General features: G+C 58.7%; 13 protein-coding genes. 8 read left to right on the top strand and 5 right to left on the bottom strand.

Translation table 11 applies throughout. The annotated features are described in order from the left end of the window. Positions 1-237: 237 nt before the first annotated feature. The 5 genes from ACWDTI_RS16630 to ACWDTI_RS16610 form a co-directional block, all read right to left on the bottom strand. The gene (locus tag ACWDTI_RS16630; protein WP_449739201.1) at positions 238-852 is read right to left on the bottom strand and encodes an amidase domain-containing protein; all 615 of its coding nucleotides are present in this window, start codon (positions 850-852) and stop codon (positions 238-240) included. A 431-nt stretch (positions 853-1,283) separates the two neighbouring features. After that, entirely contained in the window at positions 1,284-2,045 is a 762-nt protein-coding gene (gene istB, locus ACWDTI_RS16625) for an IS21-like element helper ATPase IstB (RefSeq protein WP_449739212.1), read from the bottom strand. Between the two features lie 54 nt (positions 2,046-2,099). Next, positions 2,100-2,924: a Mu transposase domain-containing protein gene (locus ACWDTI_RS16620; RefSeq protein WP_449739200.1), complete on the bottom strand. Its 825-nt coding sequence runs from the start codon at positions 2,922-2,924 to the stop codon at positions 2,100-2,102. Positions 2,925-3,393: 469 nt separating this feature from the next. Then, on the bottom strand, positions 3,394-6,042 hold the full coding sequence (locus ACWDTI_RS16615; RefSeq protein ID WP_449739199.1) for a hypothetical protein: 2,649 nt from the start codon (positions 6,040-6,042) through the stop codon (positions 3,394-3,396). A 156-nt stretch (positions 6,043-6,198) separates the two neighbouring features. After that, positions 6,199-7,032 carry a glycoside hydrolase family 26 protein gene (locus ACWDTI_RS16610; protein ID WP_449739198.1) on the bottom strand — a complete coding sequence of 278 codons (834 nt, stop codon included), beginning with the start codon at positions 7,030-7,032 and terminating at the stop codon, positions 6,199-6,201. 290 nt (positions 7,033-7,322) lie between these two features. Here ACWDTI_RS16610 and ACWDTI_RS16605 point away from each other — a divergent pair, with 290 nt between their 5' ends. From ACWDTI_RS16605 to ACWDTI_RS16570, 8 genes are all read left to right on the top strand, one after another. Next, complete coding sequence (locus ACWDTI_RS16605) at positions 7,323-7,496, top strand: hypothetical protein (protein WP_449739197.1); 174 nt, start codon at positions 7,323-7,325, stop codon at positions 7,494-7,496. A 972-nt stretch (positions 7,497-8,468) separates the two neighbouring features. After that, entirely contained in the window at positions 8,469-9,869 is a 1,401-nt protein-coding gene (locus ACWDTI_RS16600) for a sugar transferase (protein WP_449739196.1), read from the top strand. Positions 9,870-9,888: 19 nt separating this feature from the next. After that, positions 9,889-11,193 (top strand): UDP-glucose dehydrogenase family protein, encoded by a 1,305-nt coding sequence (locus ACWDTI_RS16595; RefSeq protein ID WP_449739195.1) that lies wholly within the window; start codon positions 9,889-9,891, stop codon positions 11,191-11,193. 49 nt (positions 11,194-11,242) lie between these two features. After that, positions 11,243-12,472 carry a glycosyltransferase gene (locus ACWDTI_RS16590; protein ID WP_449739194.1) on the top strand — a complete coding sequence of 410 codons (1,230 nt, stop codon included), beginning with the start codon at positions 11,243-11,245 and terminating at the stop codon, positions 12,470-12,472. Positions 12,473-12,576: 104 nt separating this feature from the next. Continuing rightward, a complete protein-coding gene (locus ACWDTI_RS16585; protein ID WP_449739193.1) occupies positions 12,577-13,740 on the top strand; it encodes a glycosyltransferase in 1,164 nt (387 codons plus the stop codon). Between the two features lie 414 nt (positions 13,741-14,154). Continuing rightward, positions 14,155-15,336, top strand: a complete 1,182-nt coding sequence (locus ACWDTI_RS16580) for a hypothetical protein (RefSeq protein WP_449739192.1) — start codon at positions 14,155-14,157, stop codon at positions 15,334-15,336. 73 nt (positions 15,337-15,409) lie between these two features. Then, positions 15,410-16,537, top strand: a complete 1,128-nt coding sequence (locus tag ACWDTI_RS16575) for a glycosyltransferase family 4 protein (protein WP_449739191.1) — start codon at positions 15,410-15,412, stop codon at positions 16,535-16,537. Between the two features lie 143 nt (positions 16,538-16,680). Next, positions 16,681-18,054 carry a lipid II flippase MurJ gene (locus ACWDTI_RS16570; protein ID WP_449739190.1) on the top strand — a complete coding sequence of 458 codons (1,374 nt, stop codon included), beginning with the start codon at positions 16,681-16,683 and terminating at the stop codon, positions 18,052-18,054. Positions 18,055-18,267: the final 213 nt, after the last annotated feature.

Below are 18,267 nucleotides of genomic sequence, written 5' to 3'. Positions count from 1 at the left end.
GTTGATCCTGAACAAATCGGATCATGCCCTGTGAGACAGGCACTTTCGCGTATCAACACGACGCCACAGCAAATCAGCACGAAAAATTCAGGCTAGGTGTTACGCCCATTCCGCGGACGTGCTGATTACCGGGCAAGTTCTCGTCAGTGCCGCCCGGGAACTCACCGCCATCTCCGAATAGGTCATCTCGAGAACACGACCGTCCGCCACTGGCCGCTGGGAATCCATACTGTAGAGCTACTTAATGTGGATGAGGAAGGCTGCGGATCCGGGATGGGTGAACTCGATCCAGTTGTTCCCAGAAGGGTCCCATGACCAGCCACGATTTCGCCGACTGGGGGAATGCTGGGTGACCAGAGGATATCCATCGCTTGCGAATCCGGTAACGATGGCGAGGTGGTCGATGCTTCCGTCGGCTTTCCCGTCCCAGTCGTATGCAATTACATCCCCGAGCTGTGCACCGTGGGCTGTATTGTCGCTCCATGTGATTCGTGAGGATGTCGCGGTCCCGCTGGCGACCATGTACTTCGCGAAGTAGTCAGCGGCCGCAGCGGCTTTTGTCGGCCCAGGGTTCATTAGTGAGGATGCCAATAACCGCTCGTCCGAACTGCTCGACGTCCACTCCGGTGTTTCGCTCAGAACCATCCATAGCGCCGAGGAAACGAAGTAAGTGCAGTCGTTAGAGAACTTGTAAGACGTTTCGTCTGGATCCCAGTTGTACAGCGCGTACGCTGCGATCACTCCTCGTTGGGTGCCAGTGATCGAAGCCGGGCTTGCCTCGGCAGGGGCTCCGAACGTTGCCAAGATGAATATCGCCGCACCGAATGCTGCAGCAAGTCGTCTCATGAACATCAGCTTCTCCTCTTGCGCGGTTTGAACCCACTTGGCGGCGGGTGTGATCCGCCCAGTAAATCCATGCTCAACAACCTCCGCCGTTGGAACAAAGCCCGTTGAATATCAGTCGATGGTAAACGACATCGTCGTCGATCTGGGCAGACAGCTCCGTCCGCTTGGGGAACATCCATTCTGCAGGCAATTGGGGAAGAAGGAAAGTGGGCGAATTGACTTGTCGAAAATGCGTCGGTAGGGGTAGTCGTTACCTCATGTGTAAATGCTCGCGTACGGCGCGCCGGTCGAGTGGCGGTGGGGGCGCCGGATAGGAGCGAGTGACGGTGCCGGCGATGGGTCAGCGCATGTCGACGGTCACGTAATTCCTCAGGGGTTTCTGTCACGTAATTCCCCACGTTGAGGTGTGCTGAGGCCAGCGTAGCTGGCGGTGGTGGTCAGCTGGTCTTGGCGGTACGTCCGGGCCGTTTACGTGGCCGGTAGGACGGTCCGTCCATCAAGATTTGGTGGCTGGTGTTGATGAGCCGGTCGAGCAGGGATTCGGCGACGACGGGGTTGGGAAACAGCGGGTACCAGTCTTGGGGGGCGCGGTTGCTGGTCAGGATCAACGGTTTGCCGGCGATCGCGCGGTCGGAGACGAGGTCGTAGAGGTCGTCGGAGCCGGTGGTGGTGTGCTCGCGCATGGCGAAGTCATCAACGATGAGCACGGCGGGCCGGGTGTATTCACGCATGCGTTGCCCGATGGTGCGGTCGGCGTGGCCGCCGGCGAGGTCGGCGAGCATGCGGGCACATTTGACGAACCGCACGTCGTGGCCACGTAGCGCGACTTGATGGCCAAGTGCTTGTGCCACATGTGTTTTGCCTACACCAACTGGGCCGTAGAGGATGACTGATTCGCCGGCGTCGAGCCAGCGCAGCGCGGCGAGGTCGCGCAGCATCGCGGCCGGGAGTTTCGGGTTGGCAGCGAAGTCGAAATCGTCGAAGGTGGCTGACTGTTCGAACCGGGCCCGGCGGACCCGACGTGCCAGGGCGGCGGTCTCGCGGCGGGCGATCTCGTCTTCACAGAGCACTTGCAGGAACTCCAGGTGCCCGAGCTCACCGGCGCGGGTTTGGGCCAGTCGGGCGTCGAGGGTGTCGAGCATGCCGGTCAGTTTCAACGCTTTGAGCGCGGCTCGCAGGCTGGGATCATGAATAGACATCATCAGGTCCTTTGATATGAAAGATGTTGAGGGATAACACAATGTCGGGTCTGATTATTGGCCGATGGCAGGGTCGAGGCCGTCGTCGGCGAACGCCTGCGGCCCCCGCAGACATGCCGGCGTCGTCGGCGCCGCAGGCTCGGGAGCGCCGTCGTGTTCGGTGCCGGCGACCAGGATGCCCTTGATGGTGCGGGCGCCGACATCGCCGACGGCGATCGCGCGGGCACACGCGGCGTTGATACGGTCGTCGGGATACTTCTTGCGCAGGCCGAGGATGGATTGGATTGAGCGCAGCCGGTGGATCGCGTTGACCTCGCAGAGTTCATCGACCACGGCGACGGCGTGCTCACCGATCTGTTCGGCTTGTGTGCGGCACCACCGCGCCGGGCGTGAGGCAAAGGCGACCGTGTGTGGCGGATAGTGTTCGAGGTTGGTCGAAAAGTCGCTCAGGTGCAGCACATGGGTGGCCACCACCTCTTCGTCGGCGAAGACCTGCACCACGTCTCCGCAGGTGCGCACCCGTACCTGCTCACCGATCAGCCGCCACGGCACCGAGTACAACGCTTTGCCGGCCTTGACATGACAATCCGGCGCGACCTTACCTACGTGGTAGGTGACAAGTTCAAACCTCCTGGGTGGCAGTGGTTTCAACACATCACGTTCAGCTTGTTCGAACAGCGTCACCGGCATCATGCCGTCGATCCCGCGATGGGAATGCCGCCCATACACCTGTAGGCACCACTCGATGGCGGCCTGCTGCATCTGCGCGACGCTGTCGAACTCGCGGCCACGGAAGAACGAGTCCCGGATATAGGGCATCGGACGCTCAACGCGCGCTTTGTCTTTCGGCTTGAATGCCCTGGCCGGATCGATCAGCACGCCGTAGAACGACGCCAACTCAGCATACGCGCGGTTGAGGACGATGAGTAGCAGGAGTGCGAGGGGCTTGATCACCGCCGGCTCCGCACGGCCGTGTACGCACCGGCTGCCATGCTCATCGCCGGACTGCTGGTTCTCGCACTGGTTGCCGCGGTTCCTCGAAGAGTCGCAGCGAGAACAAGTCGGCGCCAGTGCGCGAGGTATAGGACGAGCTGGTCATTTTCGACCACCCGCCGCCGGATTCACATGATCGAACTCGGCGACATGGTCGAGGTCGGAGCAGCGTCGCCGCATGGAAGACGGGGAGCGCGTCGGCAAAGACAGCGGTGTGGACGTTAGCCGCGTTGCTGGTCTGCAAGTCAGTCGCCGGACCGAACCTGTCCGAAGCGTTCATGTGGTTCACGATCGGCGTGCTCGCGCAACACGCATGGCGAGCGACCCCCGTCCCCCGCTACCCGCACCTCGAGAATTACGCGACGAAGTCGACGATGCAGAAGCTCGCCGACGAGAAGTTGTCATAGCTGGCGTTGGTGACCAGCGTCAGCGTGCTCAGCGCCGAGTTAGTACCGACGTACAACGGCAAGATCAGCGTGGATGCCTGCCCGCTCGTCGCCGACAGCCCCTGCAGCTCGTCGGCCCATGCTCGGTAGCCAGCTCCGAGTGATGCTGATCCCGCACCGCCTGCCGAGCACAGAACTCGCGGCGTCCCCTCCGTCGTCTGCACGGCCACCGTCCAGCCCGTCGACGTGCTGGCGTTCGCCGGATGGATGAGCGTGATCCGCGTGATAATCGACCCTGGCGGGACGCGGAACGTCGTGGACGTGGCACCCGGGCCGGGGATTCCGCCTGGGTTGCCCTGTACGTACATGGTGCGGCGCTGCGGCGTCGAGTTCGCGGCAACGTCGGCGCGGTAAGTGAACGATTCCAGTGCCGCGTTCTGCAGGCCCGAGCCGAGGGCATATCCGCGTGACTTGTTGAAGATGACCGGGATCTGTGAGCCGACGTTGCCGCCCGCGTAGCTCGGTGCGATCTTCGAGGTCACGTACTGGTGAGGTTGCTCGACGGTGCGGAAGGTGCAGCCGTCGAACTTGAGCAGGCGTCGGTAAGAGTAGCTGGTGCCCCACCAGGCCACGAGCGTGCCGACGAGCGACGAGTTGGAGAAGGTGTAGGTCGCGCCGTCGAGGGTGGTCATGTTCAGCTCGATCAGTGGGACCGTGTTGGCCATCCCGTTGCCCGCACCGGAGAGGGTGGTGTCGTCGAATGTGACGCTGCCGGTGCCCCATTCGCTGTAGAGCACCCGGTGGGCGTAGGTGTGCTGAGCTTCCTGGCGTAGCCCTCGCACCGACAGTCGCGCCACCCCGTCGGCGTGGCTTGCGCCGAGCAGGGAGATGAAGGTGCCTGCCCGGGCGGCCGAGTAGAAGTGGTTGACGAAGCCGTCGAGAGTGACACATCCGCCCATCGCCATGCGGATGCCGTCACCGCCGTTGAATTGCCAGGTGCAGTCTTCCCAGTGGTAGTTGAGGAACTGGTCCTCGTCGCTGATGGTCGTGCCGCCTTCGAGTGTGCCGACGCCGCAGTCGAAGATCGCCTGCGCGACGGTGCACGAGTAGGTGATGCGCGCCAGCGACCATTCGCTGTTCGTGTTCGCGGTGTCACCGCCGTAGATGGAGTAGATGCGCCGCCAGGTCCCGTAGTAGTTGATCTTCTCGTGAATGTAGTTCTGGGCGAGGCTGTTGGACATGCTCTGCAGCCAGTCGGCCGAATCGTCGAGGCCGAAGAAGCTCATGTCTTCGACGTCGAGGTACATGTACTTGTTGTTGTTCCGCATGAATGCCGCGCCCGGTGTGCTGGCTCCCGCGTAGTAGATGAAGGTGTTGTCGCGGCCCGCGCCGGTCATCTTGAAGCCGCGAGACCCGGTTGCGGGATCGGGCATCACGGGTGAGTCGCCCGAGATCAGGTAGCGGCCCGCAGGGAAGTGGAGGTGCAGGTTCTGGGCGTACCCGTTGATGACGGCTTTCACGCCTGAGGATGCGGTGATCTGCGCGGACACTACGTCACGGACCGCCGACAGTGCGGTGGTGTTGTCGGTGCCCCAGTAGATCTTGCCTGCCGGGATGGTCGCGGACGCCCCGGTGAAACTGGCGGCGGGATATCCGTTGATCAGAACCTTGGTGGCCGACAGCACCTTCCAGATCACGAACGACCCGAAGAGGGGTGACTGGCCGGATACCGAGATGGTCTTGCCGACGTCGCCGGCTGCGAAGTTTGCGGTGGCCGAGGTGATGACGTTCGGCAGGATGTGCATGATCGCGCCGCTGACCGTGGCGTTGATGGTCATGCCAACCGTAACCTGCGTAGCTGAGATGACGGCGATGATTGGGGTGACGCCTTTGCCGGTGAGTGCGCCGCCGGAGATCGACACGTAGGAGCCGACATCGGCTTGGGTGAATGCTGCTGTCGCGGAGGTGACGGTGGTGGTGTTGACGGTGGCAGCGGCATCGGTTACCGAACGCCCGCAAGCCGCGTCGGTGACGGATCGACTCGCAGGGATCGCTGTACCGGCGGCATTCGCGAGGGTCCAGGATGCCTTGTTGGTGAAGCTCGCCACGGTGGTTCGCAGCGGTGCCGAGCATGACGGTACCGTTGGCGGCAGGTTGACGGTCGAGGCGAGGAACTTCGACGGCCCCCCGGTCCAGGTGAACGATGTGGTGGCCGCACCGAACACCGATCCCACGTAGCTCTCGTAGCCAGACAGACCTGCGTAGATGTGGTAGCCCGCGACATTGGTCTGGTTGGCCATCGTCCAGGTGACGGTGATTGATCCGACCGCCGAGAGTGTGACGGTCGCCCGGGCTGACCCGGCCGATTCCCCTGCCCCGCAGAACGCGGTGACGATGACCCCGTAGGTGCCGACCGGGAGTGCGTTGACGAGTGCGGTGGTGGATGCCGATGCGACCGGCGCGCCGGTGATCAGGGGTGCGCCCGCGTACGGGACGACCACGGCATCGCCGACCGCAAGGTCCACGTTCGTGCTGCCGCCATTGGCGAGCACGGCCGACCCGGAGGCAATCGACCCGACGGATACCTTGCCGTCGCCGACCGCGCCGAACTTTGTCACATCGACGACGATCTCGCCGAGGGCGGAGATCGCAGCACGAGCGGCGGCAGCGTTCGCGCCCGCGCCGACTGTCGCCGGACGACCAACGAGCCCATCCCAGGTGCCCGCCTCAACCGGGGCATAACGTGCGTCGACACCCGCCATTACCAACACGGATCACGCGATCGCGCCGACTCCACTTCGAAACGCGTCGGTGCTCTCCGCTGTCGTGTTGAACCGCCAATCCCGTTCCTTGTCCATCTGAAACCAGAGGAAGCCAGCCAGACGAGGTTCGGATTCGACGATGGCAAAGAAGTCGCGAATCCAGTTGGCCTTCATGTCGGGTGTTGCGCCGTCAGCGCAGCCGACTTCGGTGACCAACAGCGGGTGCTGGCCGTTGAGCTGGCGGAGCGCGTCGAGACTGGGCCGGAACAGATCGGGGGCGGGCTGCCACCGATGGCCGGGGACGTCGCCCCAGTTGTAGCCGTCGACAGCGACGTAGTCGACCTGGTCGGCGCCTGGGTACGACGATGTGAAGTCGGTGGTGCCCAGCGTCAGCACGTTCGGCGCCCAGACATACGAGACCTTGTCGGCGCCCGCGGCAGCAATGACCGATCGCATTCGCTGCCAGGCGGCTCGGTAGTCGGCGGCGGTATTGCCGTTGGCGCAGACCGCCCACGGATACCAGGTGCCGTTCATCTCCTGGGCGAACCGCAGCAGCAACGGCTTACCCCACGTTGCGAGGACTGCGCCCCAGCGGCGTAGTTCGGTGTCGAAGTCGCCGGCCGCGATCCGGGCCAGGGCGTAGGCAGGCTGGTCGATGCCGCCGTCGGCTCGCCACGGTTCGAGGGTGAGTAGGGGAGTCGCACCGAAGTCGACGATCGTGTCGAGCTGATCGATTGGTAGGGCATCGCCGATGGCGACGAAGCGGTGGACGTACTTTGGTTTCGTGCCGGCGAGGGCGGAGAGTCGGTCGAGCGGGGACGTGGAGGAGCCAGCACTCGGTGTCACAGATGGGATGAATGCGCCCCAAGCAGCCCGACGTCGCGGGTCGGATGGCGAATCTGACCCGCACCCGGTCAGGGCCAGGACGGTGCTGCCGGCGAGTGCCAATCGGAGCATGTCGCGGCGGGTGAGTAGGCGCAACGGCCGTGTGCCATTCAACGCGCGCTCGCCTCCACGGAGTCAGGGTAGCGATGCGCCCGGGGATTACACGTGGTGAGGCTGATGGGATCGCGAACCTCGTTGGTGATCGGCCGCTGACGTGCGGGTTCTGCCCGTAGACTCGACACCGACTCACCATGAAACCTGCCCGCCGAGCTCAGCCCCGACGCCTCACGAAGGCCGCCCGCGCCGACGATTATGACGACGCGGCAAATTCCGTGCGCGGCATCCTTACCTCGGTCGCTGCTGGTCTGGCGATCTGGCTGGTGATTGTCGTGATTATCGTCGTGGTTATCTGGCTGCTCAAGTAGCCGCCCCTCAATCGCTGACCCGGCGGGGATCAGGCAGCGTTGATCGCCGACAATGCGCAAAGAATGCGGCGCAAGGATTAGAGGTCCATTTGTCGTGATTCACGATCAGAAAATACCGGCATACCCATCTTGGCTCGAGCAGTCGAGAAATGTAGTCATGTTGCCGAGTTTGTCGAGCCGCAACCTTGCGAATTACAGAATCGGTCTGTTTCGTATGTCGGTGCTCGACGGCCTTGGTAGGCACCAGCGACCGTGAAATTTGAGGGCCGTCCAACTGTCGCCCGGCGGCTACGGAGTGGCAGCGCCCGCTGGTGGTGCCTGAGAGTGTGCTGCTTTTCGGGATCCACATTGCGATGCAGGCGGTTTGGTCAGCGCTCAGCGGCTCGCTTGCAGGCCGCAATCGCGCACGTAGTGACTCGCCGCCAAGTCTTGGACTTGGGCCGGTACGGTGCTATGCGATTTGCGAAAGCACATGTGAATCGCCGTTGGGAACGCAGCTGTGAGTGATATCACAAGAGTGAGCTGTTCAGATCAGCGCAGACCGAGAGAGCCGAAACGCGCTAGAAATTCGCACTCAATGCGAGTTCGCCGCCAAATTCATAAAGCAGGTTTTCAAACCGGGTGAAAGACACTACAGCTGTACTCCGATGCGCCGCAACTCGGGCTGAATAGGCGATTCTGTGGTCCGGTTTCAAGTTGTCAACTCAACTAGCTGCAATACGCTCTCAGCGTCTGCTAAGGGTCGCCGTCGACGACCTGATAAATCCAGCCATGGGTGAGGCTATTTTGCCGTGCCCGAAACCTGGAGGCAGAAGCGAAGTACTCGGACGGCATGCGGGAGGGGTTGCGGTGGTGAGTAACTCGGCTTTCGACGCGACCCAGCGCGCGAACTCCGGGAGTCTTCGGTCACGCCTGCGGATCGCCGGCCGCCAAGGTCAGTCGAGAGCATGGGCCCGCGCCCTGCTTGTGCGGATGGCGTGGACCGACGCGGTGATCGTGATCGCTGCTGTGGTGATCGCGCAAGTCGTTCGGTTCGGTGGTGATGACGCTCTCGCGTCGAGCGGATCGGCGCACGTTCCGGCCGCACTGGTGTCGATCGCCCTCGCCGGCACCTGGATGCTGGCGCTACGGGCATTCCAGGCTCGGGACCGCCGAATCATCGGGTCAGGGTCACAGGAGTACAGCCGCGTAGTGACCGCATCGTTGTCCGTATACGGCGCGCTTGCCGTCGTGGATATGCTGTTCCGCCTCAACATCGCACGCGGATACCTGGCGCTGGCATTCCCGATCGGCACCATCGGCCTCCTGCTGTCACGGTGGATGTGGCGCCAATACCTTGCCGGCCAACGCGCCGATTCCAAGAACCTCGAAAATGTTCTCGTGGTCGGCGGAATCAACTCGGCTGTCCCGCTGATCAAGCGCTTGATGAAGCAACCACGGCTCGGCTATCGCGTGGTGGGCATCTGCCTCCCAGAGCCCCGGACATCGGGGAGCTCGGTCACCGCAGGCAACTTCGTCGTGCCGGTCGTCGGGACGTTCGACGACGTCAGCGATGCCGTACAGAAGTCAAACGCGACCGCGGTGGCGGTGACATCTGCGGAAACCCTCGGCCACACCGCAATGCAGAATCTCTCCTGGGATCTCGAAGGTATGGACGTCGACATGCTGGTGGCGCCGGGCATCACCGACGTCGCCGGTCCCCGTATGACCCTCCGGCCAGTGGAGGGGTTGCCACTTCTGCACATTGACAAGCCGCAGTACGGCGCTTCGCAGAGCGTGCTCAAGACAACCCTCGACTACGTGGTCGCATGTACCGCACTGCTCCTTTCGTCTCCGGTCATGCTGCTGACGGCTATCGCGATCAAACGACACGATGGCGGTCCGGTGTTCTTTCGACACGCTCGGGTGGGCAAGGACGGCCGAGAGTTCAGTGTCTGGAAATTCCGTTCGATGACCCAGAACGCGGACGGCCAGAAGGCACAGGTACAGAGTGCATTCGCAAATCCCGACCGCTCGGTGTTCTTCAAGGCACAAGACGACCCGAGGATAACCCCGATCGGACGATTCATCCGCAAGACGAGCATCGACGAGCTACCGCAACTATTCAACGTGATCACACGTGAGATGAGTATCGTCGGGCCGCGTCCTCTTGTGCCAGGTGAGGGATCAGAGATCCCGAACTTCGTGGAACGGCGGTTGCTGGTCAAACCTGGGATTACCGGACTTTGGCAAGTATCCGGGCGATCCGACCTTTCCGAGGAAGACAGGATTCGGCTCGACCTCATTTACGTCGAGAACTGGTCGCTGATGCAGGACTTGGTGATTTTGTGGCGCACGCTGAAGACGGTGGCCCTCAAGCAAGGCGCGTACTGAGCATGAAGGACAGCGATTCATGAGACTAGTCGTCTTTGGACTCGGGTACCTCGGTGCCACTCACGCCGCCTGCATGGCCGAGCTCGGACATGAAGTGCTGGGCATCGAAGTGGACGATCGACGCCGAGAGTCGTTGGCGCGCGGCGAGGTTCCCTTCTACGAACGCGGCCTTCCCGAACTCATCCAGAAGCATTTGTCCTCGGGGCGACTTCAGATCTCAGATTCCTACGAGAAGGCCGCCGACTGGGGTGACGTCTTCTTTGTCGCCGTCGGGACACCGCAAGCCAAGGGCGAGTACAGCGCCGATTTGCAGTATGTCGATGCGGTGATCGACACGCTCGTACCTCTGCTCGGGCGGAACGCACTGATCTTGGGCAAGTCGACTGTGCCTGTGGGCACCTGCCAGCGCCTCACAGACCGTGCTGACGAACTTGCCAAGGACGGCGTGATCGTCGAAATCGCCTGGAACCCAGAGTTCTTGCGAGAGGGACATGCTATCGACGACACCCTGACGCCAGATCGACTAGTGGTCGGGGTTCAACCGGGCGGACGCGCCGAGGATTCGGCACGCGAGGTGTACGCTTCGATCATCGCGCAAGGAACGCCGTTCCTCGTGATGAGCACGCCGAGCGCCGAGATGGTCAAGGTCGCCGCGAATTCCTTCCTGGCCACGAAGATCTCATTCATCAATGCGATCGCCGAGGTCTGTGAGGCGGCCGGCGCAAACGTCACCGAGGTCGCCGACGCCATCGGCTACGACGATCGCATCGGTCGCAAGTTCCTCAATGCCGGGCTGGGCTTCGGCGGCGGCTGTCTCCCCAAAGACATTCGCGCGTTCATGGCGCGAGCCGGCGAGCTCGGCGCAGCCGAGGCATTGAGCTTTCTACGGGAGGTCGACAACGTCAACATGCGGCGACGCACCCGCATCGTCGAGCTCGCGCGAGAGGTGTGCGGAGGTTCGCTGCTCGGTACGCGAATCGCGATCCTGGGTGCTGCGTTCAAGCCGGAATCCGATGACGTCCGTGATTCGCCGGCACTCAATGTCGCCGGGCAGATCCAGCTGCAGGGTGCCTCGGTCACGGTGTACGACCCAAAGGCAATGGAGAACTCCCGCAAGCTGTTTCCGACGTTGGACTATGCGAGCTCCGCCATTGATGCCTGCAACCGCGCCGACGCGGTGATAGTTCTAACTGAGTGGCAAGAGTTCGTTAAACTTGATCCGAACCCACTACGCGAAATTGTTCGCAGGCCACGTGTGATCGATGGGCGAATGTGTCTAAACTCAGAGCAATGGCGGACGGCTGGATGGGAATACTCATGTTGACCCTAGCTCGGACTTCGCCATATCCCAGAGCAGGTAAGCGAGTGTGCGCATGTCCGGACTAATTGCACACGAGTGGATTGCACAGTCAGGCGGATCTGAACGGGTTCTCGATGAATTAATCAGCACTTTCCCCGACGCAGATCTACAAGTTCTTTGGAAGGATACAGCCAATGAATACCCTACACGCGTTTATGAGACCTGGATCGCAAGAACTCCGCTGAGGCGGCACAAGGCCATTGCAATACCTTTCATTCTGCCGACTTGGCGAATGCTCACACCAGCTCGGAATTACGAGTGGCTGCTGGTGAGTTCTCATATGTTCGCCCACCACCTGCGTCTTCGCGGCACGACCAATATTCCAAAGTTGGTGTACGCGCACACACCAGCACGATATTTGTGGACCCCTGATCTGGATACCCGAGGAAACAGCCGGATCGCACGACTGGTCTCGACAGGGTTGCGTCCGATCGACCGTAGACGCGCGCAGGAGAGCCACTGCATAGCAGCAAACAGCGCATTCACACGGGACAGAATAAGAACAGCCTGGCGGCGAGATGCCGAGGTAATCTACCCTCCCGTCGACACGGAACGGATTGCGTCGAGAAATGACTGGGCAGATACGCTCACGGGCAAAGAGATGGATATATTAAATGCGTGCCCGACAGAGTTTCTGCTTGGGGCGTCTCGGTTTGTTCCTTACAAGAAATTAACCCGAGTTCTCGATGCCGGAAGTGCAGCTAACCTCCCTGTGGTAATTGCTGGTAGCGGACCGGGCGAGGCGATTCTAAGAGAACGCGCCGCATTATGTGACGTACCCGTTACGTTTGTAATACGCCCATCCAATCACCTGCTCTATGCGCTATATAGCCGAGCGCTAGCGTATATATTCCCAGCAATTGAAGACTTCGGAATTATGCCCATCGAAGCGATGGCAGTCGGTACGCCCGTCATTGCGCCCCCAGTTGGGGGCGCGGCAGAATCAATACAGATAACGAAAGGCGGAGCGTTATTGGAATCTGATACGAGAACTGGTTGGGTATCGGCCATCGCGACGGCGACAGGCCTGGATAGTAGTGAAATTAAGAACTCCGCGCAACGATTTTCCCGAACTAGATTTAGATCGGAGATACGGCAGTGGGTCAGCAGGCACACAACCGAAATTCCTGGAGTCGGCTACGAGTCAAATGATGGCCCAAGCCCGAAGATCGCGCTCGACGACACAAAAATCAGTGACCCTGCGTGCACGCTACAGACAGGCCGACGCCAAGACCGTATCTGATTCTCGTGAATTGTAGTCATTGGATCCGCGAAATCCCGGAGTGGTCCGGATAGGCAATTAATCGGCGATTCTGAAACGACGCGATAATGAACGAAAATAACGCTATGAACACATCCAACGAACGTCCAGCGGTAGTCGTTCTTTCTACAGCCGACTACTTCAGTTCAGTGTGGACAAATAAGCAGCACCTGGCGCTGGGCCTTGTTAACAACGGATATACAGTGCAGTATATCGAATCAATGGGATTGCGGCGGCCTACATTAGCAATTAGCGACTTGTCGCGGATCTACGGACGATTGCGGAGATCCCGCCGAAACCACAGTTCCGAGAAAGTTCCCAGCGGACTCGAAATCATCAAACCGCCAGTGATCCCGTATCACGGGTGGCGCATCGCGAGACGCCTCAACGAGGCGTCGATCCGCCGTTTCTTGCTACCAAGACTACAGTCTGAGCCAGGTACAACATTGTGGACCTTCAGTCCGATGACGTACGGAATTGAGGAACACTTCGACCAAGTCGTATATCATTCCGTTGACCTTGTGCATCATATGCCGGCGATGCCCTCAGAAGCACTCCTCGAGGCTGAGAAACACCTAATCCATGCCGCGGATCACGTGGTCGCAAGCTCATCAGGCGTGGCCGAGCATCTGGAGTCAGTAGGAGCTACAAGCGTTAGGCTCTGGGAGAATGTGGCCGCCGTAGATATCTTTAGCGCTGCTTTTGGTGTAACGCGGTCGCCGACCGTGCTATTCGCAGGAAACCTCACCCCTACAAAAGTGGACTTCGCACTCCTCTCCGAGGTCGCAAACCAGCCGGGGATTAATCTAAGAATTGCTGGCCCGATCAGCATCGATGGGACGACTGCGGGTCGTCATGTCCGGCTGCTCTTTGAACGGAAAAATGTCGAGTATTTAGGAAATCTTTCCCCGAAAGAGTTGGCAATAGAGTGCGGTCGTGCATCAGTTGGCCTGATTCCATACTTGAGGAATTCGTATTCCGCAGGCGTCTTCCCGCTAAAAGTTTACGAATACTTGGCTGCGGGAATGACTGTCGTATCCACGCGGATTCACAGTTTGCAAGAGCGAAACATTCCTGGTGTCGCGGTTGTTGATGCATGTGAGTTCGCAAATGAAGTGAAGATCCGAGCATTCGCATGGAACGTCGAGCAAGCACGAGCATACTCACAGTTCGCCTCAGATCACTCCTGGCCAAGCCGAATCGAACAAGTCGAAAAACTCATACACAAAACCAGCAGTGACGGATGCTAACGAGCCCTAAAATGTTCACTGACATAAGGGCGGACTAACAGCGTGCAACCTCCATCGAGCTCCAGGAGACTCCGAGCTATTCATTATGCAGAAGGATGGCTAGCGGTGAGAAAAGGCACAACGCATCAAGCACGGCGGCGGGTCGAACGGGAGACCGAGTACTTGTTGCTGACTCTTTTCATTTCAGTGGCTTCTGTGGCGATTGTCTGGCGAGCATTCGTTAACGTGTACTCGCCAGCCACCGTACTTGGGCTCGTAAACTGTTGGCTATCGGCGCTGGGATTATGTCTTGCGTGCAGGAAAGGTAAAGGCGGACCGCTCGCGATCACTTTCTACGCCTTCATTTTTGTTTGGCTCGGCATAGCTCCGCTAGCACAGATAAATGCGAGAAGGCTACCCTGGTCCGATTCTGATGTGTCGACCTACTATTTTGCGGCACAAGCACTGACAACCATAGCAGTGCTTGGTTATTCAGCAGGATACGCAACGGCAATTCGCGGTAACCGTTACGGACGGAAGCGCAAGAAACAGGGGATACCAGATAGGTCATCAACTAACGCGTTTAAGCCAGTTCTACCGCTTGCAATCTGCGGACTGCTCATTCTACCTGTACTCAGTGCTTCAGGAGGTTTAGCGGGACGGTTCGAGACGCGAGACAAGCTTACCGCAACCTTCGAAGCGTCAGGACTCACTATGGAGAATGGAAACTCGATTCTACTTTTTGTCCTTAATAGGCTTCCTGCCGCTGCTGCTTTGGCTGCTCTAATGGTTTCGATATTGGCGGTTAAGAACGCGCGGAACTACAAGGGTCCGGCGCGCACTAGAAGCATATTCGCATGGCTCGGTGTTATGATATCGCTGATATTTTGCTCAATTCTCGCGAACCCATACTCGAGTTCTCGGTACGTGGCGTTCGCGGTGATAATGGTCGCCTTTCTTGCGACAGTCAATCTCGGGACTACAGGGATAAGGCTTGCTTTCAGCGTAATCACCGTAATTGGGCTTATCGTTATCTACCCACTCGCTACGTGGTTTAAGCGAGATAGCCTAAGAGTTGGTAGCCCAGTTAGGCTGAGTGACGCTTTCTACAGTGTAGACTTCGACGGGTTTCAGCAGACAATCAACACGTTTGTGCACGTGGAAGAATCAGGATATGCGTTCGGAAATCATATTCTGTCGGCTGCGTTCTTCTTTATTCCGCGCGGAATTTGGCCGGGGAAGGCGGAGCCGGCGAGCCTGGAGATAGCAGAATCTCGTGGCTACTCGTTCGAGAATCTCTCGCTACCGTTGTGGGCCGAAATATATTTAGACGGCGGGCTGATCCTCGTGGTTATTGCGCTAGTGTCGTACGGATATCTGTCGAGCCGGCTCGACCAAAGATACTATGAAGGTAGTGGCCAGTTTGGCCGAACGATCTGTATCGCGCTGGCGGCGTGTCAGCCGGGAATCATCAGAGGTCCATTAGGTGCTCAAGTGGGCTTCTTGGGAGCAGTCGTGCTTATCACCGTTCTGTCAGTCTATGATGTTCGAAGCTTCGGTGGTCTTGCATATCGCCGTTCACGGACGATGCAAGGGTATGTCAATGTCGACGTCTAATAGGTTGAGTCTCGATGGACTCGTAGTAAATGTGGGTATCCGGAGAATTTCCTTTGGAGATGGCGTGGGAGGAATGGAACGGGCAGCCAACCGCCATCTGCGAGGATTGATTTCTGCGGGAGCGACGGTGCGTTTGTTTACGGATGCCGTGACCATAACCGGTGATCTCATTCCCGACGTCGAAGTAGTTCACGTTCCATGGCCGCGGGGTCTTTCAAGGGGAGGGGGCGTCAGCTTTGGACTGGCGTACGCCATGTGGGCGAATAGGCTCGCAAAAATTCTCCAGCTGACTGTCCACCCTGGAGACGTAATTCATTTACACGGGGCTGCCGCAGGCGCGCTGATGTCGGAAGAACTGCGCCGTTCATATATCACGGTTGTGAACCCCCATGGGATGGAAGAATTTGGTGCATTCTCGGCCAAACGTCTATCTAACAGGTTATTCACTCGCAAGATGGTCCGCGCCGGGCGCCACGGCGACCGTATTATTGCCACTGATCTCAGTCTCGTTAGTCGTATCGAAAGAGCGATTAGGCCGATGCCTGGGACCGTAGCAATAATTCCGAATGCAGTAGACGTGAGCGCTCTTGCGAAGCAGGCTGCCAGTGCAAGGCCGGTAGCACTAGAAGGAGTGGATTATACAATCGTCTCGATCGGACGTTTGGTGCAGAACAAAGGATATGATCTTCTCGCCGAGGCGATTGTAGATCTTAGTTTACGAGCGAGGTTGCCGCGAAGAGTCGGCTGGGTTCATTTCGGCGTTGGACCGGAGCGCGCAAAAGTCGAGCGGATCATTGGGCGGCTGCGTGGGCGTGTGTTTTTCGATGTTATCGGCGACGCCTCGGACGACATTGTGCAGTCTACGCTTGCCGAATGTGATCTCTTTGTTCAGCCATCGCGTTATGAAGGTAGTAGTCTCACCACCCTAGAAGCCATGAGTCATGGACGGCAAATCGTGGCGACTGCTGTGGGTGGCATTCCTGAGAAGATTGTCCATGGTAAGACCGGGTACTTAGCGCGAACCGCGACGGTTAGCGACATAACGTCGTGCATTCTGACTGCCCTTCTCGATAAGCGTTCGACCGGCGTCGCTGCCCGTGAACTCGTTACGGAAAGGTTTGGCGTAGACAGCGAACTTCGATCTTATATTGATCTATACCTTGCGCTTTCAAGAGACAATACGAAGGTCCAAGGGGCGTGAGGCGCGGCGTATGGCGGTTAATCTCGGGGGGGTTGCTCGGAAAATTCTTGGGTCTCTTTCGTGAGGTAGTTGTCGCATTCCTTTACGGCACGTCCGATGTAGCCGCCGCTTCCCGGGTAGCGCAGGCTGCAGTGCTGTCTCCGATGAATATCGCGACGACGGATGTCCTAAGTGGTGCTTTTCTCCCGGAACATGCGCGCCAACGTACTATTGACCGAGCACAGGCCTCTTGGCTCTATCGTGGAATTAGAAGTTGCCTACTCTTGTTAGGTGTCTGCTCGGTAGTTCTATATATTGCGTGCGCTCCGCAGATCGTTGGTCTTCTTGTTGCGCGCCCTTCTGACGATTTCTCGGCTATCGCTATTTCTTTGATATCTGCGATGGCTCTGGGTCTTCCATTTTATCTTTATTATATAGTGGGTAGCTATTTGGCGCTTTCTCATGGTGACTATATTCCTAGTACGATAAGGGCGACGGGCCAGAGCGTTGGGTTGATTGTCGGGGCCGTGTTGGCCTACTTGCTGCATCTGCCAGCGCTCATCCTTGGTGGCTTTTCTGGAGCTTATTTTGTTCTTACGATGTGGCTCGCCGTTCGGATCAGGAGAAAAGAATACCTGGTTTTGGACGACCAAGATCGGAAATTCTCATATCGTAGAGCGTTTGGTGCGCTCAGGCTTCTTACGAAGCCTAGTCTAGCGTTGATGTGGATCCCACTCTTCGCCCAGGCGGAAGTGTTGTTCGAAAAACGTGAGGCGAGCACGCTCGGAACTTCAGCAATAGCCGCTGTTGATTATGCTCGCATTATCGCGGAGACGGGAATACTTATTCTCGCTATGCCTATTGGGATGACTGCGCTCGTTGTTTATCCGACGCTTAGGAATGATCAATTTAGAGCTAGTATTTCGAATATCCTTTCCGTATTCTTGCCGGCTTCAATTGCTGGGAGCATCTTGTTGTTCTCTCTGTCGGACCTCGTGGTTAGGACTTTATTCGCCCGTGGCGCTTTCGACACCAGTGCTGTGTCTGAGACCTCGTCTATCCTTCGGGGCTATAGTGTAGGACTATGGGCGCTTCTTGTGAACTATACGATGGTGAAGGCCCTTAATGCGCGGTTCAGAAATTTTGAGGCGATTTTGGCCGTTGCATTGCAATGCGTGGTAACTATTACGATCCGACCTTATGCTGTTTCACACCTCGGTCCGTTTGGGCTTGGACTGTCCCTCTCCGTTGGCGCCTTGGTTGCTCTTCTCTTCGGCCTGTGGCGCGTCGGCGGTTCCACTATTCTTGGGCGTTCTTTGTTATTTCTCTTGCCGTCACTAGGAGTTTTGATAGTTGGTGAGGGTCTAGTCGCTGGCGGAATACCGCGAAGCCTAATGGCGGTTCTTGTATGTTTCACTGCAACGATCAATCTGGTTTTGATACCAACAGTCCGGTCGCTGGTTATCGGACGTATGTTTGCGGACTGGAGGAATAGGTTCCACGGTTCGCACACGGATTCTGATGGCGGGCGCGAATGATTTGTTTACTTCTTGGGACGTTGCGGTCTCGGTGTCGTGGCGGCCCCATCGTGGAGGACTCCAAGTCACGCTCGTGTAATCGTTCATCGGCGACAACTTGTCGAGATTCTCTCGAGGTGGGTCGTCCTGTTCCCTCGATCACGACTACAGGTGCGCGTGTCCGCGGTGGGTCGCTTCTAGCACCGGTTTCGATGATCTTGGCGGACGCGGTGA

The organism is Gordonia sp. NPDC003424 (assembly GCF_053588655.1).
The sequence above is the reverse complement of the archived record's forward strand: the minus strand, read 5'-3'. Positions and strand labels throughout refer to the sequence as shown.

What these genes read in the sequence shown, in the direction of transcription:
- ACWDTI_RS16630 (WP_449739201.1), bottom strand. Translation starts at nt 852, where the DNA reads ATGTTCATGAGACGACTTGCTGCAGCATTCGGTGCGGCGATATTCATC.
- istB (WP_449739212.1), bottom strand. Translation starts at nt 2,045, where the DNA reads ATGTCTATTCATGATCCCAGCCTGCGAGCCGCGCTCAAAGCGTTGAAA.
- ACWDTI_RS16605 (WP_449739197.1), top strand. Translation starts at nt 7,323, where the DNA reads ATGAAACCTGCCCGCCGAGCTCAGCCCCGACGCCTCACGAAGGCCGCC.
- ACWDTI_RS16600 (WP_449739196.1), top strand. Translation starts at nt 8,469, where the DNA reads ATGGCGTGGACCGACGCGGTGATCGTGATCGCTGCTGTGGTGATCGCG.
- ACWDTI_RS16595 (WP_449739195.1), top strand. Translation starts at nt 9,889, where the DNA reads ATGAGACTAGTCGTCTTTGGACTCGGGTACCTCGGTGCCACTCACGCC.
- ACWDTI_RS16590 (WP_449739194.1), top strand. Translation starts at nt 11,243, where the DNA reads ATGTCCGGACTAATTGCACACGAGTGGATTGCACAGTCAGGCGGATCT.
- ACWDTI_RS16585 (WP_449739193.1), top strand. Translation starts at nt 12,577, where the DNA reads ATGAACACATCCAACGAACGTCCAGCGGTAGTCGTTCTTTCTACAGCC.
- ACWDTI_RS16575 (WP_449739191.1), top strand. Translation starts at nt 15,410, where the DNA reads ATGGAACGGGCAGCCAACCGCCATCTGCGAGGATTGATTTCTGCGGGA.
- ACWDTI_RS16570 (WP_449739190.1), top strand. Translation starts at nt 16,681, where the DNA reads ATGAATATCGCGACGACGGATGTCCTAAGTGGTGCTTTTCTCCCGGAA.